Below are 15,300 nucleotides of genomic sequence, written 5' to 3' on the forward strand. Positions count from 1 at the left end.
GCGCGGGGCGGGGCCTAGCGCTCGTGGGCCCGCTCCGGCGCCGGCCCGAGGCCGTAGACGTCGTTGCGCAGGAGCCGATAGGCGACCGCTGCGAGGGGCACGCCCAGGAACATGCCGAGGATGCCGAAGGCGCCCCCGCCCACCGTCACCGCCGCGAGCACCCAGATGCCCGGGAGCCGGATCGAGGAGCCGACCACGTGCGGGTAGATGAGGTCGCCCTCGAGCTGCTGGAGCACCACGATGAAGACCAGGAAGACGAGCGCCTGCACCGGCGACTCCATCAGGATGAGAAACGCGCCGACGGCCCCGCTGAGCAGCGCCCCCACGATGGGGATGAGCGCCATGAACGCCGTGAGCGCACCGATCATCATCGCGTGGGGCAGGCCGAGGAGGGCCATGCCGACCGCGCAGAGGACGCCGAGGATCACGGCCTCGGTGCACTGTCCCACGAGGAAGCGGTGGAAGCACTCGTCGGCCACGCCGGCGACGTAGCGGACGCGAGCACGCACGCGCTCGCTCAGGTAGCGGTCCATCAGAAGGCCGAGCTGCAGCGAGAGCCGGCGCTTGTTGAGGAGCACGAACGCGGCGAACACCACCCCGAGGAAGAAGTTCGCGACGCCGGAGACGACCCCGCCCACGGCGCTCGCGACCCCCTTGGCGGCGACGGAGAGGACGCTCTCGGCCGCCTCCCTCCACTCGATTCCCTCGAGGGTGGCCGCGAGCCCCTCCATGCGCTCGGGCGTGACGAGCCCCGACGACGCGAGCCAGTCGTAGAGCCACGCCGCGGCGTCCGGGAGCTCCGTCACGAGCAGGCGAACGCAGTCGACGAGCTGCGGGATGACGAGGCGTGCCACCGCGGCGACCACGAGCACGAGGACGAGCATCGCGGCGACCAGGCACGCGACGGGGCGGACGCGGGCGACGGGCCCCTCCGAGACGCCCGGGAGGACGTGGCGCTCGAAGAAGCTCATGAGGATGTTGAGGGGGTACGCGACGCACAGCCCCAGCGCGAGCGGCGCCAGCGACGAGGCGAGCAGGCCCAGGAACCCCGAGATGACCGGCCAGTAGTAGATGCCCAGGTACACGGCAAACGCCGCGACGGCAACGGTGACGATCGTACGCGTGCTGGGCTGGGACATGGCGCTCCTCGGTTCTTCTCCGCGCTTCGGCGTGCAACAAGAAGACTGTACCCAAACTCCGTCGCGACGGACACGGCGCCCCCGCCGAGCCGCGACACGGGGGGCGACGACCGTTAGCCCCTCGTTAGACTCCTCCCCCACCATGGAAGCCGTCACAGGGACGCGCGCGAGGCCCGGAGGCCGGGCACGCGCGCCGAAGAGAAAGGGAGACCAATGGGCTATCTGCTCGAGACGCGCGGGCTCACCAAGCGCTTCGGCCGGGGCGCGGGGGCGCAGGAGGCCGTCGCGGACGTGAGCCTGCACCTCCGCGCGGGGGAGGTGTACGGGCTTCTCGGCCCCAACGGGGCGGGCAAGTCGACCACGCTCAAGATGATCTGCGGGATGCTCCGACCGAGCGAGGGCCAGATCCTCCTCGCCGGGCGCGAGTGGCGCCGCGAGGACCTCTACGCCATCGGGAGCCTCATCGAGGAGGCGCCGCTCTACCCCAACCTCACCGCGCGCGAGAACCTGCGCGTGCGCACCACGCTGCTCGGCCTGCCGGAGTCGCGCGTCGACGAGGCGCTCGAGGCGGTCGGCCTCACCGACACCGGGCGCAAGCGCGCGGGGAGGTTCTCCATGGGCATGAGGCAGCGGCTCGGCCTCGCGCTCGCGCTTCTCGCCCGCCCGCGCCTGCTCGTGCTCGACGAGCCCACCAACGGCCTCGACCCCATCGGCATCGAGGAGCTGCGCGACCAGGTCCGCGGGTTCGCGGCGTCCGGCACCACCGTGCTCGTCTCGAGCCACATCCTCTCCGAGGTCCAGCAGATGGCCGACTCCGTGGGCATCATCTACCGGGGCCGGCTCGCCTACGAGGACCGGCTGCGGCCGGGACAGGACCTCGAGGAGCTCTTCATGGGCATCTGCCGCGAGGGACGGCGCGGGCGCGGGGAGGTGGCGGCATGAGCGGCGAGAAGAACGGTCTGCTCGCGAGCCTGCGCGCCGAGGCGCTGAAGTCGCGCCACGCGGCCCCGGTGCGCCTGGCCGTCATCATGGCGCTCCCGATGCCGCTGCTGGGGGCGATGCCCTACCTGGGGCACCAGTCCTTCTCGGCGTGGAACTACTGGTACACGCTCTTCCTGCCCGTGACGCTCTCGCTCGTCGCGGCGTGCGTGGCGCAGGCCGACGCCCGAGTGCGGATGAGGGGCGTGCTGAGCCTGGGCGTGCCGCTCGCGCGCGCGTGGTGGGCCAAGGCGCTCTGGTGCCTGGCGCTGCTCGCCCTCTCCAACCTCGTGGTCTTCGCGGTCTACCTCGTCGGCTCCGCGTTCACGTCGCAGGGGCTCACGGCCGCGGGGACGCTCACCATGCTCTGCTGCGCGGGCGCGAACACGCTGACCGCCTCGTGGATGATTCCTGCCGGGCTCTTCCTCACGGCGCGCCTCGGGATGCTCGCGGGCATCTTCTGCCCGCTCTCCGTCCAGGTCGTCGGCGCGTTCGCGTGGTCCGTCATCCCGCTGCCGCAGCTCTTCCCTCCCTCCGCCACGACCGTGATCCCCACGAGCCTCATCCCGGTGCTGCCGAGCGGGGAGCCGCTCGCGGCCGACATGGCGCTCGGGGGCGCGCTCGCCGCGGACGGGGCGCTCACGGTCGCGGGGCTCGTCGTCTGCGCGCTCGCCTTCGTCGGGCTCACGGCGGCGACGGCCGCGTGGTTCGCCCGCTCCGAGGAGAGGTGATCGCCGTGGCCTCGACAGACGCCCGCGGGGGCATGCCCCGCATGACGCTCCCCCGCGCCCTGCGCTCCGAGCTGCTGCGCCTTACGCGCTCGCCGCTCGCGGCGGCCCACCTCGCCTGCGGCATCGCGGGGGGCGTCGCCTGCGGAGCGTACTTCTCGGTCGCCTCCTGGGACCCCGCGCTGGGAACCGACGCCTACGCCCAGTTCCTGGGCGCCCTCATGCCGCTCATGTCGGGGATCTCCTGCGGCCTCGCCGCCGACGAGGAGCGGAGGGCGGGACGGCTCGCGAACCTCACGGCGGTGCCCTCGCGCGGCAGGGCGGCCCTGGGCATGTGGCTCGCGCTCGCCCTCATGGGCGCCGGCGCGCTCGCCGTGGCGCTCGGCACCTTCGGGGGGATCCTCGCCGCCTCCGGCCGCCTTTCGCTCGGGGTCGCCCCGCTCCTGCGCGCCTGGGCGGGGGTTACCCTGGGAAGCCTCCCGCTCTACGCGCTCGAGCTCTCGTGCGCGCTGCTCCTCGGGCGCAACGCCACGATCGGGGCGGGCGCGGCGGGAACGCTCGTCGCGTTCCTCTCGGTGGGCGGGCTCGCGCACGGCCTCATGACCGGGGAGCTCACGGGGACGCTGGGAGGGCCGATCGGCTGGGTGCCGCTCGCGTGGCCGGCGCGCCTCGGGTCCCTCGGGGTCGAGTCGCTCATGGACCCGCCGCGGGCGTCGGGGCCCCTGCTGGGGGTCGCCCTCGCCAGCTCGGCGCTCTCGCTCGTTTCCGGGGCGGCCCTCGTCGCGTGGTTCAGCCGCTTCGAGGGTCGGAGGGACGATGCGTAGGCGGTCGGTCGCGGGTGGCGTCGCGGTCGTCCTGGTCGCGCTGGCGATCGGCGCCTGGTCCCACGCCGCGCTGCGCGACAGCGGCTGGGGCGCGGCCCTGCGCTCGGTCGCAGACCGCGTCCTCCCCAACCCGACCGTCACGATGTGGGCCCCCGCGCCCGCGCCGGGCAGCCACGTCAGCTCCTACGCCGACGCCACGGGGGCTGGGACCAACTACGTCTACCTGGTGGAGGCGCGCGACGCCGGGGGCGGGGCCCGCGAGCTCCAGCTCATCTTCTTCGGGCGGGAGTCGGACGGCGCCGGCTGGCTCGAGGTCGAGGCGCGGGGCGGCTCGGGCGTGCGCTACCGGCCGTGCGACGAGGCGGACGTGCCCGCGGCGGCGCGCGCGGGCTCGTAGGGCGCGCGTCGGGGCCCTCCCCGCCGGGACGTAGCCGGCCCGACCGCGCACACCTTGTCAATTGGCGCCCTCCTCTCCCCCAAAGAGGAGGGTGTGCGCGGTCGAGCGGGGAAGACGCGTTACGGGTTCGTTAGAATTGGGCGCCAGACTGGGGAGAGCGGCATGCGGGAGGCGAGGAGAGGGGCACGATGGCGCGCATCCTGGCGATAGACGACGAGCGGGCGATCCTGGACGCGCTCGCGCGGGTGCTCGGGCGCGACGGTCACGAGGTCGTGCGCGTCACGGAGCCCGAGGAGGTGCCGCAGATGGACCTCGCCCGCTACGACCTCGTGCTCTGCGACGTCATGATGCCGGGCATCGACGGCTTCGAGCTCGTGAGGCGCATACGCCCCTCCTTTGACGGCCCCATCCTCTTCCTCACCGCGAGGGTGGCCGAGGAGGACGCCGTCACCGGCTACGGGCTGGGCGCGGACGACTACGTCCGCAAGCCCTTCGGCGCGGCCGAGCTGCGCGCCAAGGTCGCCGCCCACCTGCGCCGCGAGCGCCGCCCCCACGCCCACGCCCTCGTATTCGGCGACGTGCGCCTCGACCTCGGCGCGCGCGAGCTCCTGGTCAGGGACGAGGCGGTCGCGCTCTCCCCCACCGAGTACGCCATCTGCGAGCTGCTCGCCCGGCGCCCCGGGCAGGTCATGAGCCGCGCCCAGATTCGCGAGGAGGTCATGGGGTGGGACAGCGAGTCCGACGACGCCGCCATCTCCATGCAGGTCAGCCGCGCGCGCAGGAAGCTCGCGGCGGCGGGCGCCGACCCCATCGCGACCGTGTGGGGGATGGGGTACAAGTGGCGGCTCTAGCGCCCGGGCGCGGCGGCATGCCGCTCTCCGTCGTCATCGCGCGCTACTTCGCCTACGCCTTCGCCGCCGTCGCGACCGCGTGGCTGGTCGCGTTCGCCGCGCTCTCCGGCGCCATCGGCGCGGGCCACGTGTACGAGGCGAGCTGGGGCCCCGCCAACGCGCGGGAGGTCGCGGAGTCCCTCGCGGGAAGGGGTGACATCGGCCCGGGGGACGTTCCCACCGCCTACGACTACCTCGTCATCGACGAGGACGGGACCGTGCGGGCGACGGACGTCGGGGCGGCGCGCGAGGGGCGCGCGACCGAGGTCGCCGCCGAGGCCCTCGCGGAGGAGCCCGGGAGCGTGCTCGTGGAGGGCGGCGGCGGGGGCCTCACCTTCGCCTCCTTCCGGCTCGAGGCCGGGGGCGCCTGCGTCCTCGTCTCGGAGTACCTCCCGCAGTGGGTGTCGCGCGACCTTGCCGAGTCGCTCCCCAACCCGCAGAACCTCATGCTCGCGGCGGGCGCCGCGGGAAGCGCGCTCGCGCTCGCGCTCGTGGCGCGTCGGGCGAGCCGCGTGATCGGGCGCAAGATGGCGCCGCTCACCGAGGCGGCGGCGCGCGTGGGGCGCCAGGACCTCGACTTCTCCGTTGCGCGAACCAACGTGCGCGAGGTCAACGAGGTGCTCGGGGCGATGGACGCCATGCGCGCCTCGCTCGCCGAGTCGCTCGAGGCCCGCTGGCGCTCCGAGCGCTCGCAGCGCGAGCAGGTGGCCTCGCTCGCCCACGACCTCAAGACGCCGCTCACGGTGCTGCGCGCCAACGCCGACTTCGTCGCCGAGGAGCTGGCCGACGGCGCGGCGCTGGACGGCCCTGCGCGAGCGGAGCTCGCGGACGCCGCGTGCGACATCGCGAGCGGGGTCGAGCGCCTCGACGGCTACGTGCGCCTGCTCATCGAGGCGTCGCGCGGGTCGGGGGCGCCGACGGTCGCCCCCGTGCGGCCGGGCGAGCTCTGCGCGCGGGTCGTGGCGGAGGCGGGCCCCGTCGCGCGGGCGGGCGGCGTCGAGCTCGAGGCGAGCGTCGAGGCGTCCGCCCAGACGGCGCCCGAGACGCCCCTCGACGACGACGCCGTGGCGCGCGCCGTGGCGAACCTCGTCACGAACGCCGTCGAGCACGCGCGCTCGACGGTCGGCGTCACGTGCCGCGTCGCGGGCGGGTCGCTGGTCGTCGAGGTCACCGACGACGGCCCGGGGTTCTCCCCCGCCGCCCTCGCCCACGGCTGCGAGCGGCTCTTCACGGACGACTCCTCGCGCTCGGCCCGGGACGGCGGGAGCCACTACGGCATCGGGCTCCACGCCGCCTCCGAGACCGCCCGAGCGCACGGTGGGTCGCTGCGCCTCGACAACCGCGAGGCGGGCGGGGCGCGCGCGACGATCAGCCTCCCCCTCTCCCGGGGCCCCGCGCCCGCGCGCGAGCGGGAGAGCGCCGCGACGGGACGGCGGCCCTGACGCCGCGCGGCCCGGGTCCCGGGGCGCATGGGGTAGAATGCGGGGCAACGTCGAGAAAGGACATGCCCATGAGAGCTCGATCCGCCAGCGGCGCGCTTCTCGCCGTCGCCCTCGCCCTGCCCCTCTCCGGCTGCCTCGGCCTGCCGACCCCCGGCGAGGTCGCCAGCCAAGCGGGCGAGGTCGCGAATGCGGCCGGCGAGCTCGCATCCCAGGCCGACGAGCTCGCATCCCAGGCGCTCGAGCTCGCCGACACGCTCTCGGGAATCGACTACGGCAAGACGTCGCGCCTCGTCGTGCGCGACGCCGCGACGGGCGACGTCGTACGAGAGGTGACGGACCAGGCCGAGGTCGAGCAGGCCTTCGAGCCGCTCTCCGGAGTCAACGGCCTCGCGGGCGAGCCGGAGGCGGCGGCCGAGTACGTCATGGAGCTGTGGCAGCCCGAGACCCAGAAGGCCGGGCAGGACGCCGGCGACCTCGAGGACGTCAAGGTCCTCGAGCTCACCACGTACGAGGGGTCGTCGACCGTGACGATCGAGGTCTCCCTCATCGGGCTCACGCTCAACCTCGCCGCGTCCGACGAGACGGTGGGCGCGCTGCGCGGGCTCGCCGGGTAGCGCCGGGCACCGTCAGGGAGACCCTCCGGGGTCAGTCGCGCCGCGCGGAGGCCTGTCGCAGGAGCTCCGCGAGGTTGCGCGAGAAGCGCTCGCGGTCCTCCTCCGTGAAGGCGGCGGGACCGCGCGTGCGCCCCCCGGCGCGGCGGACCCTCCCCTCCTCGTGGCGGATGAAGAGGTCCATGTCGATCGTCGCCCTCGAGTACACCCGCCCGCGCACGCCGATGGCCGCCGCTCCGCGCCCCAGCGCCATGCTCGCGAGCCCGATGTCCTGCGTGACCACCACGTCGCCCGGGCGCAGGCGCTCCACGATGGCAAAGTCCGCGCTGTCGGCGCCGACGGAGACTCCGAGGGCCTCGACCCAGAAGCCGGCGTGGGCCGCGTCGCGGCCGCGCGCGTGGGCGGCGTCGCGCGGGTCGTCGCGCCTGATGTGGCGCTCCAGGTTCTGCGTCGCGTTGCCGACGATGACGACGGGCACCCGGGCGCGCCGCGCGCAGGCGAGCGCCTCGCGCGTGACCGGGCAGGCGTCGGCGTCCAGGTAGAGCGTGTGCATGCGGGCGATTGCCTCCTCGACGTTCTTCTCGGCAGCTCTTCTCGGCATGTCCCGACTCCTCGCAGTATACGGCGAGCCGCCATGCTCCGTAGTCGCAACGCTCCGACCGTGATCCGCTCGCCCGAGCCAGACGAACGGTTCGGCGCCGCATTCCGTGCGCGGGGCTCGGAGCAGCGGCGGGGGCCCACGGATGCCCCGCGCCAAACGAACGGTTCGACGCCGCATTCCGTGCGCGGGGCTCGGAGCAGCGGAGGCGGCCCACGGATACCCCGAGCCAAACGAACGTCTCCATCGGGAGCCCGAGGGGCTACCATAAGTCTGCAGGACCAACGGGGGAGGCACGCATGGACGGGGCGGCGGCGCGGATACGACGGGAGCTCGAGGGGCTCGCCGACCCCGCCTACCGCGAGTTCCAGGCGCGGCTCGTGCCCACCGTCGACCCCGCGCGCATCATCGGCGTGCGCACCCCGGCCCTGCGCTCGCTCGCCAAGAGGCTCGCCCGCGAGCGCCCGGACGACGCCCGTGCGTTTCTCGATGCGCTCCCCCACGAGACCTACGACGAGATGAACCTCCACGGCGAGCTCATCGGGCGCGTGGCGAAGACGCCGCAGGAGGCCTTCGGACTGCTCGATGCGTTCCTGCCGCACGTGGACAACTGGGCGACCTGCGACCTCGTCCGCGTGCCCGCCCTCGGGCGCGACCTTCCCGCGACCCTCGAGCGGATCCGCGGCTGGGTCGCCGCCGAGCCGGAGTACGCGGTGCGCTTCGGCATCGTCCAGCTCACGGCGCTCTTCCTGGGCAACGCCTTCGACCCCTCCCAGCTCGACCTCGTCGCCGGAATCTCGAGGCCCGAGTACTACGTCAACATGGCGCGCGCCTGGTACTTCTCGTTCGCTCTCGTCAGGCAGCCCGCCGCGACGCTCCCCCTCTTCGAGCGCCGGCCGCCCGCCCTCGACGCCTGGACGCACAACAAGGCGCTCCAGAAGGCGCGCGAGAGCCGGCGCGTGACGCCCGAGCAGAGGGCGTACCTGCAGTCCCTCAAGGTGTGACGAGCGGGCAGCGAACTTTACCCCGTGACGATGCCTCTCGACGAGCTGGAATCGGTGCGCGAGCGCCACGGCTGGCGCTAACTAGGGCGAGGCGGCAACCCTGGAGAGCGGCACGATCTTCTTGAGCTCCGGCTCCAGCTTGCGGCGCGCGACCTCAATGTCATACGCGGCCTGGGCCCTGAGCCAGTAGCCGTCAGAGAGCCCGAAGAACCGGCAGAGCCTCAAATCAGTATCTGCCGTTATCGAGCGACGGCCGAGGACGATCTGCCCGATGCGCTGCGCGGGAATGCCGGTCTCCTTTGCCAGGCGGTACTGGGAGATTCCCATGGGGACGAGAAACTCCTCCTTGAGCAGCTCTCCCGGTGTGACGGGGGCGAGTGCGACGGCGGGGTCCGACACCTCAGTGATAGTCGACGATCTCAACATGCTCGGCACCTCCCTCTGTCCATCGAAAGCATATCCGAAACTGCTCGTTGATCCGGATGCCGTGCCGCCCCTCCCGGTCCCCCGCGAGCGCCTCCAGCCGGTTGCCCGGCGGAACCCGCAGATCCGACAGGGCGTCCGCGACTTGCAGCTGGCGAAGCTTTCTCAGGGCGACCCGCTCGAACGACGCGAACCTTGCCACGCGAGACCCCAAAGCGAGCCTCTCCGTGTCCTTGTCTCCAAATGACCTAATCATAGTATCGCCTCGCGTTATTATTGGCAAGCAGTCTTCTCTTCCAAATTATAGAACATTTGTTCTAATTATCCATGGGAGATGCCGGGCCACGAACCCGCCCGCTCCTCTCGTGTCCCCCTGCCCCCCTCGTCAGCCAGCCCGCATGTGCCTCGGAAAACCGCAGGTAGAGGCCACGTAAAGAACTCTTGACGCACGTTTCCCGCCTCACGGGACCCGGTGTCGGGACCCTTTGATGGTACGATTCCGCGAGACGTGTCATGGTCTGGCCCGTAAGGGGACCACGCCGAGAAGAACGGAGGGAGAGCGGGCATGGAGGTCGGCGGAAGGATTCGCGAGCTGCGGGCCGCGCACGGGATGTCGCAGGATGACCTCGCGGCGCGCGTGTACGTGAGCCGCCAGACGATCAGTAGCTGGGAGAACGGCAAGACCTATCCTGACGTCCAGAGCCTGCTCCTGCTCTCCGAGATCTTCGGCGCGTCCGTGGACTCTCTCATCAAAGGAGACGTGGAGACCATGAACGAGACCATCGACCGCGACATCGAGACCATGAAGCGCCTGAGCTACGTGATGCTCGGATTCTTGCTGCTCATGATAGCCGCACTGATATGGGTCGGCCTGCAGGCGTTCGCCTGGGACTGGCCGCTCGAGCAGACCGTGCCCACCTTCGTGCTCGCCCTCGTTTTCTGGGGCGTCGCGATGTTCGCCGCCTGCTGGGTGGATCGCATCAAGAAGTCGCACGACCTCGTCACCTACGGCGAGATCCTCGCCTACTGGAGGGGCGAGGCAGTGGACCGCGACACGGAGCGCGGGCGGCGCGAGCGCATGATCCCCAGCTGGATGAAGGTCATCCGCACCGTCGGCATGACGCTTCTCGCGATGGCAGTCGGCGCGTTCGTGGGCTACGGCGGGGCCGCGCTCGCGAACATGTTGCTCGGATAGGTCTGACTCCGAGGGCAGAATGGGCGAAGACCACATCGGAAGGAGTCCCATGAGAGCCCGCGCCGCCATCGCTTCCCTGCTCGCCGCAACGATCGCGCTGCCCCTCGCGGGGTGCTTCGGCCTGCCCGGGCTCGGTGACGTCGCCGACCAGGCGGAGGAATTCGCCTCCCAGGCGCAGGAGCTCGCCGACACGCTCTCGGAGGTCGAATGGGGCAAGGTCTCCCGACTCGTCGTGAGAGACGCCCAAACCGGCGAGGTCGTGCGCGAGCTGACCGACCAGGCCCAGATCGAGAGTGCCTTCGAGTCGCTCTCCAACGAGAACGGCCTCGCATCGGAGCCGGAGGGGGACGCCGAGTACGCCTTCGAGCTGTGGCAGCCCGAGACGCAGAAGGCGGGCCAGGACGCGGCCGACCTCGACGAGGTCAAGGTGCTCGAGGTCACCACCTACGAGGGGTCGCCCGTCGTGGAGCTCGAGGTGAGCCCCATCGGCCTCAGGCTCCACCTCTCCTCGCGCGCCGCCGCCGACTCGCTGCGCGCGCTCGCGGGGTAGCGGCTAGTCGCCGGCGATCTCCTGCCGCGCGCGCTTGGGCAGCTTGGCAAAGACGAGCTCGTAGCTCATGTCGCACAGGTCGAGCACGAGCCCCTCGGGTAGGTCGGAGTCCAGGTCGACCGACACCCACGTGCGCCCGTCGGAGTAGTATCCGGGCAGCACCTCGCCCGGATGCTCGGCGCGCAGCTCCAGGATGCGGTCGGGGTCGCACTTGAGCGAGAGCAGGTGGCGCCCCGCATAGGGCGGCTTGGCGTCAGGCGACGTCGTGAACTCGCAGGCGAACTGCCTCCCGCCGACCCAGTAGACCATCCAGCCCCACTTCTCGTGGAGGGCCTTCGTGGCACCGGGGCATGAGAGCAGGCGGGCGTCTATGCGCGAGAGGTCCATGGCCGCCTCCTTTGGTCGAACTCATGCCCCCGATTATACCGGGCATGCCGCCGGCCCCGACGCACCCGTGGGATAACGTGTGCCATCGGATCCCGGACGAAGGGAACGCCCATGCCCGACGATGTCCGCCAGGAGAGGCTCGCCGAGGTGCTCGACCCCCGCTCGCAGAGGTGTGGAGGGAGCTCTGCTCGTTACGACAAGACCTACGAGGCGTATCTGCGGCTCGTGCTCCGCTACCTATGAGCGACTCGCCTACTCCCCGTGGGCCACGCACGCGATGCGCATGGCCGCGTAGGCGCCGGCCACGCGGGCGTGGCGCGCGGGGTCGCACCCGATGCGGTCGATCTCGGCGACGTCGAGCACGTCCTTCTCGCGCCCGCTCGCGGCCTTGGCGGCGCGGACGGACTCGAGCGTCGCTCCGGGTCGAGGGCCAAAATCCGGAGCGGCGCTCGCTTGCCGCCCCCCACGCGTCACGGGACAATGAAGGCGAGCTCAGGAAGGCAGAAGCGGCGCGCCGCCGGGTAACGGACGATTGGAGCCGACATGGTCACGCTCGACATGGCAGAGAGGATCCGCGGAATGCGAGCCGCCCGCGGCTAAACGCAGGAGCGCCTGGCTAGGCAGTTGGGGCTCACCCCTGCCGCGGTGTCGAAGTGGGAGACCGGGCAGGCGCTCCCCGACATCATGGTCCTAGGCCCGCTCGCGGCGGCGCTCGGGACGACGACGGACGATCTTCTTGGGTACGACCCGGACGTTGACGAGGCGCGGGCCGAGAAGGTCCTGGGCCCCGCAAGGGAGGCGGGCGCCCGAGGAGACGCCGCGGAGGCGGCGAGGCTCGCCGGTGAGGCCCTGGCCGCCTACCCGGCAAGCACCACGGTCGCCTTCGCTGCGGCCTCCGCCCCCATGGGGGCGGCACAGGCGGCCGCGGACCCCGGAGAGGCGAGGTGCGCCCTCGCGCGCAGCTCTCGAGGAGAAGGAGGCCGACGCCGCGCGCCTGCGCGACGTCCTGGAGGGGGTCGCCCGAATGAGGGCGGCGCGATGAAAGCGTCGGCAGGATGGCCGCCGTCCACGCCGGGCGGGCGAGGCGCCCCAGGGCGAAGGAGCCGGCGAGCGCGGCGACAACGGCAATGGCAATGGCGACCGCGGCCAGCGCCACCGCGAAAGTCCTCGTCCTCCGCTCGTTCTTCTCGACCATCTCGCGCATCTCGTCCACGTCCCCCCTCACCAGCTCGTCAATCGTGGTGCCGAAGAGGTTCGCGATGAGGAGCATGCTCTGGACGTCGGGCAGGGCCCTCCCGGTCTCCCACTTCCTCACCGTGACGCGGCTCACGTAGAGCCTCTGCGCGAGCTCCTCCTGGGAGAGGCCGAGCGCCTGCCTCCCCCCCATGAGCGCCATATTCCTCACGGTGGATTCTTTAGATGCGTCGCAAGGGCAAGAGAGGGCGCCCGCAGGCACCCCTTCTCGCACAGTTTCCTACAGTCTCACGTTTGCCGGAGCTGGATGCTCCCCGCAGAACAGTTCGACAGGCGTTTTGTCGCAGTCTCCGTACAGCCGCTCCGCCGCCTCGGGGCAGAGGACCCACAGTGCCCGGATGATGCTCGCGTCCGCTCGCGCCGGAGAGAGCGCCTCCATCAAGGGGTCGAACAACCGCTCGTTGTGGGCGACGCGGTTCCTCACCCGATTGATGGCGGCGAGGGCGTTATTTAGGTCGTTGCGGTTGGTGCCCTTCGGCCACGCGGCGTTGAGATAGGGGATCCACAGGTCGCGTTCGCGGCTACGATCGGTCAGGTGCGCCCAGAACCCCAGCATGAGGTTGGCGACCACCTGGTTGGGGTCGTCTTTGTCATGAGCGTTGCGCCGCGCCTGAGCCACCGCACGGCGGTTCACGAGGTTCACGTCTCGCGGGTTCCCGTTCTTGCTCATGCGCACGATGGGGCACAGCACCGGCGACCTATCGTCGAGCAGCCAGTGGGCGCCGCGCCAACGCTCGCCCATCACGCGGTCGTAGGCGTTGCGCAGCGCAACCTCGAAGTGGGCGATGTCCCTCATGAGCACCTGTCCGAGCGATATGTTCCACTCGTAGAGGTCAAGTGCCCGCTCCACGTCGCCCTCGCAGACGGCAAGGTACGGAGCGAGGCGCTTTTGCGAGAGCCAACGCTCCGCCCATGCCCTCGTGGCACCCGCCTCGTCTTCCTTGGATTGTGACGAGGGGTTCGACTTCGGCTCTTCGAGCATTGCTCCTCCAGATAAAATTTTAGACCCGGTGACATGCAAGCAGCGGTCATCCCGGGTCCATCGATTTGTATCTTACCCACTTTCGCGGAATATAACAAGGCATTTACGTCGGCATCAAGTTGTTGTTGGCTGGCCCTTCCTCAGCTCGCCCGGAACCGTGTCTCAACCGAAGCCCCGACAAGGGAGGGGCCGCCACGGGGACTCCTTGTGACGGCCCCTCCCCTCGGCGTCACTCTCCCCAGCCGGGGCCCGGGAGCCCGCGGCGGGCGACCCAACGGAGGGTCGCAAGCCCGCCGAGCGCACAGGCGGCCGGAGCGGCGAGGTTGACCGCGGCGGACGCCGCGGGCCCGAGGGCGCCGGCGACCGTCACCGAGAGGAAGGCGAGGCCGAACGACGCCAGGACCCCGCCGATCGACCCCACCATGACCGGCAGGCCGCGCTTGACGACCTCGGAGGGGGACGTCCAGGAGAGGTTGGGCCGCGAGGCGTCGATCGCAAGCGCGACCGAGGCAAAGCCCGTGAGCATGCCGACGGCCGCTACGACGCACTGGAGCACCAGGAGCGGCGCGGTGCCGCCCGCCAGCAGCGCCACGGCGGAGACCGCCGCCGCGACCCCGCCCAGCACGAGGTTGGCGAGGAGCTTGGAGCCGAGCACAGCCCCGGCGCCCACCGGCGCCGTGAGCATGAGCCAGCTCGCGCGCGCCTCGAGCGAGACGGAGGGCCCCGCCGTGAGCGACATCGCCCCGCAGAACCCGAAGACCCACGGCAGGGCCGCGTCAACCTGGGCGCGCATCGCCGCGACGGTCCGCACGTCGAGCTGGACGCCGTTGACGACCCCGGAAGCGAGGAGCGCATCCACGCCGAAGAGGGCGATCGCGCCCGCCGCCGCGACCATGAGGATGAGCCCCGCGCAGTCGTTGAGCGCGTAGAAGGGCATGGAGCCGACGCGGCGGAGCTCCTTGACCGTGAGGGCGCGAAGCGGGCTCGCGGCGCCGCGAGGGGTCGCGGCGGGGCGCGCACAGCGGCGGGGCCCGGAGGTCGCCGCGGCGTTCACCGACGGATAGCGTGCCGCGAGGGCCAGCGTCACGAGCGCGGGAAGCGCGAGCGAGAGCGCCGCGAAGGCGAGGAGGCCCGCGACCGACCCCTCCCGGACCGCAGCGGCCGCCCAGGCCGCCGGCGGGTAGGCGGATGCCACGGCCGCGGAGAGCGCGCCCGCCACGTCGCCCATCGCCACGAGGGCCGCCGCGTCGTCGACCCCCGACGAGGCGCGGCCGAGGGCGAGCGACCCGGCGACGACGGCCACAACCGCCAGCGCCGAGAGGGCGAGCTGGACCGCACCCGCATGCCGGAACCTCACGGCGACCGAGGTGAGGGCGAGCGAGACGAGCGTGGCCACGGCCGCCGGTGCAAGCGGCGCCAGCACCGAGACGGCCGCTGCGGCTGCCACCGCGGCGGGAGAGGCGGGCGCGGAGGAGAAGTACGCCGCATGAAGCGGCGCCGACAGCAGCGCCGAGAGCGCGACGCCGAAACCGTAGAGCGGGGCCGTCCGCGCGAGCACGACCGTTCGCACGGGGACCGGCAGCGCCGCAACGAGGTCGTAGTCGCGGCAGCCGAAGACCGTGCCCGGCGCCTTGACGAACACGAGCGCCACCGCGGCGAGCGAGCCCGCAAGCGCCGCAAGGGCAGGGATGGCGCCGGCGGCTCCCGCGGCGACCATGCCCGACCCGAGCACCCACAGGTAGGCGATCGCCACGGCGGCGAGGAGGGCGACGAGCGCAGCGGAGCCCAGCAGCCGCGCGCGGCCCCTCCCGCGCCGGAGGCCGAGCCCGTAGAGGAGCGAGCGCGCCTGGAGGCAGAGCAGAGGGCCGAGGGCGCGACCGCGAGAGCGAGACGTCATG

At 72.0% G+C, this 15,300-nt stretch carries 19 protein-coding genes and 1 pseudogene; 12 read left to right on the forward strand and 8 right to left on the reverse strand.

Annotation, left to right across the window (positions count from 1 at the left end):
- Positions 1-14: 14 nt before the first annotated feature.
- Positions 15-1,139 (reverse strand): AI-2E family transporter, encoded by a 1,125-nt coding sequence (locus BQ7106_RS04440; RefSeq protein WP_072371830.1) that lies wholly within the window; start codon positions 1,137-1,139, stop codon positions 15-17.
- Between the two features lie 213 nt (positions 1,140-1,352).
- Between BQ7106_RS04440 and BQ7106_RS04445 the strand changes: the two genes are divergently transcribed.
- The 7 genes from BQ7106_RS04445 to BQ7106_RS04475 all read left to right on the forward strand — a co-directional run bounded on the left by BQ7106_RS04445 (position 1,353) and on the right by BQ7106_RS04475 (position 7,012).
- Complete coding sequence (locus BQ7106_RS04445; protein ID WP_072371833.1) at positions 1,353-2,081, forward strand: lantibiotic protection ABC transporter ATP-binding subunit; 729 nt, start codon at positions 1,353-1,355, stop codon at positions 2,079-2,081.
- Positions 2,078-2,848 carry an ABC-2 family transporter permease gene (locus BQ7106_RS04450; RefSeq protein ID WP_072371836.1) on the forward strand — a complete coding sequence of 257 codons (771 nt, stop codon included), beginning with the start codon at positions 2,078-2,080 and terminating at the stop codon, positions 2,846-2,848. Before BQ7106_RS04445 ends, BQ7106_RS04450 begins: the two co-directional genes overlap by 4 nt.
- A 5-nt stretch (positions 2,849-2,853) precedes the next feature.
- Positions 2,854-3,669 (forward strand): ABC-2 family transporter permease, encoded by an 816-nt coding sequence (locus BQ7106_RS04455; protein ID WP_129583789.1) that lies wholly within the window; start codon positions 2,854-2,856, stop codon positions 3,667-3,669.
- Complete coding sequence (locus BQ7106_RS04460) at positions 3,662-4,066, forward strand: hypothetical protein (RefSeq protein WP_072371840.1); 405 nt, start codon at positions 3,662-3,664, stop codon at positions 4,064-4,066. Before BQ7106_RS04455 ends, BQ7106_RS04460 begins: the two co-directional genes overlap by 8 nt.
- A gap of 188 nt (positions 4,067-4,254) precedes the next feature.
- Complete coding sequence (locus BQ7106_RS04465) at positions 4,255-4,917, forward strand: response regulator transcription factor (protein WP_072371843.1); 663 nt, start codon at positions 4,255-4,257, stop codon at positions 4,915-4,917.
- Positions 4,905-6,398, forward strand: coding sequence for a sensor histidine kinase (locus BQ7106_RS10980; protein WP_159431263.1), 1,494 nt, complete (start codon positions 4,905-4,907; stop codon positions 6,396-6,398). The genes BQ7106_RS04465 and BQ7106_RS10980 overlap by 13 nt, the downstream gene beginning before the upstream one ends.
- 68 nt (positions 6,399-6,466) lie before the next feature.
- Positions 6,467-7,012, forward strand: coding sequence for a hypothetical protein (locus tag BQ7106_RS04475; protein ID WP_072371850.1), 546 nt, complete (start codon positions 6,467-6,469; stop codon positions 7,010-7,012).
- A gap of 31 nt (positions 7,013-7,043) precedes the next feature.
- Here the strand turns inward: BQ7106_RS04475 and BQ7106_RS04480 are convergent, their stop codons facing one another.
- Positions 7,044-7,610 (reverse strand): YaiI/YqxD family protein, encoded by a 567-nt coding sequence (locus tag BQ7106_RS04480; RefSeq protein WP_240307426.1) that lies wholly within the window; start codon positions 7,608-7,610, stop codon positions 7,044-7,046.
- A 296-nt stretch (positions 7,611-7,906) separates the two neighbouring features.
- On the opposite strand from BQ7106_RS04480, the gene BQ7106_RS04485 reads away from it, so the two are divergent.
- Positions 7,907-8,611, forward strand: a complete 705-nt coding sequence (locus BQ7106_RS04485; protein ID WP_072371853.1) for a DNA alkylation repair protein — start codon at positions 7,907-7,909, stop codon at positions 8,609-8,611.
- Positions 8,612-8,692: 81 nt separating this feature from the next.
- On the opposite strand, the gene BQ7106_RS04490 is transcribed toward BQ7106_RS04485, so the two are convergent.
- Together BQ7106_RS04490 and BQ7106_RS04495 are read right to left on the reverse strand one after the other, a co-directional pair.
- Positions 8,693-9,037: a HigA family addiction module antitoxin gene (locus tag BQ7106_RS04490; RefSeq protein WP_072371855.1), complete on the reverse strand. Its 345-nt coding sequence runs from the start codon at positions 9,035-9,037 to the stop codon at positions 8,693-8,695.
- Positions 9,012-9,290 carry a type II toxin-antitoxin system RelE/ParE family toxin gene (locus tag BQ7106_RS04495; RefSeq protein ID WP_072371857.1) on the reverse strand — a complete coding sequence of 93 codons (279 nt, stop codon included), beginning with the start codon at positions 9,288-9,290 and terminating at the stop codon, positions 9,012-9,014. The genes BQ7106_RS04490 and BQ7106_RS04495 overlap by 26 nt, the downstream gene beginning before the upstream one ends.
- Before the next feature lie 309 nt (positions 9,291-9,599).
- Between BQ7106_RS04495 and BQ7106_RS04500 the strand changes: the two genes are divergently transcribed.
- Both BQ7106_RS04500 and BQ7106_RS04505 read left to right on the forward strand, forming a co-directional pair.
- Positions 9,600-10,229, forward strand: coding sequence for a helix-turn-helix domain-containing protein (locus BQ7106_RS04500; protein ID WP_072371859.1), 630 nt, complete (start codon positions 9,600-9,602; stop codon positions 10,227-10,229).
- Between the two features lie 49 nt (positions 10,230-10,278).
- Positions 10,279-10,779, forward strand: coding sequence for a hypothetical protein (locus BQ7106_RS04505; RefSeq protein ID WP_072371862.1), 501 nt, complete (start codon positions 10,279-10,281; stop codon positions 10,777-10,779).
- A gap of 3 nt (positions 10,780-10,782) precedes the next feature.
- Here BQ7106_RS04505 and BQ7106_RS04510 read toward each other — a convergent pair whose 3' ends face one another.
- A complete protein-coding gene (locus BQ7106_RS04510) occupies positions 10,783-11,166 on the reverse strand; it encodes an MmcQ/YjbR family DNA-binding protein (protein WP_072371865.1) in 384 nt (127 codons plus the stop codon).
- A 111-nt stretch (positions 11,167-11,277) separates the two neighbouring features.
- Here BQ7106_RS04510 and BQ7106_RS11340 point away from each other — a divergent pair, with 111 nt between their 5' ends.
- Together BQ7106_RS11340 and BQ7106_RS11400 are read left to right on the forward strand one after the other, a co-directional pair.
- The gene (locus BQ7106_RS11340) at positions 11,278-11,409 is read left to right on the forward strand and encodes a hypothetical protein (protein WP_273395470.1); all 132 of its coding nucleotides are present in this window, start codon (positions 11,278-11,280) and stop codon (positions 11,407-11,409) included.
- Between the two features lie 369 nt (positions 11,410-11,778).
- Entirely contained in the window at positions 11,779-12,429 is a 651-nt protein-coding gene (locus tag BQ7106_RS11400; RefSeq protein WP_338064444.1) for a helix-turn-helix domain-containing protein, read from the forward strand.
- A gap of 22 nt (positions 12,430-12,451) precedes the next feature.
- Here BQ7106_RS11400 and BQ7106_RS11405 read toward each other — a convergent pair.
- The 3 genes and pseudogenes from BQ7106_RS11405 to BQ7106_RS04530 form a co-directional block, all read right to left on the reverse strand.
- Positions 12,452-12,562: pseudogene (locus tag BQ7106_RS11405) on the reverse strand (helix-turn-helix domain-containing protein); the annotation flags it as partial.
- Between the two features lie 78 nt (positions 12,563-12,640).
- Positions 12,641-13,402, reverse strand: a complete 762-nt coding sequence (locus BQ7106_RS04525; RefSeq protein ID WP_083526897.1) for an Abi family protein — start codon at positions 13,400-13,402, stop codon at positions 12,641-12,643.
- Between the two features lie 229 nt (positions 13,403-13,631).
- The gene (locus BQ7106_RS04530) at positions 13,632-15,299 is read right to left on the reverse strand and encodes a hypothetical protein (protein WP_129583790.1); all 1,668 of its coding nucleotides are present in this window, start codon (positions 15,297-15,299) and stop codon (positions 13,632-13,634) included.
- Position 15,300: the final 1 nt, after the last annotated feature.

Origin of the sequence: Thermophilibacter mediterraneus (assembly GCF_900119385.1) — a bacterium.
GTDB classification, from domain to species: Bacteria; Actinomycetota; Coriobacteriia; order Coriobacteriales; family Atopobiaceae; genus Thermophilibacter; species Thermophilibacter mediterraneus.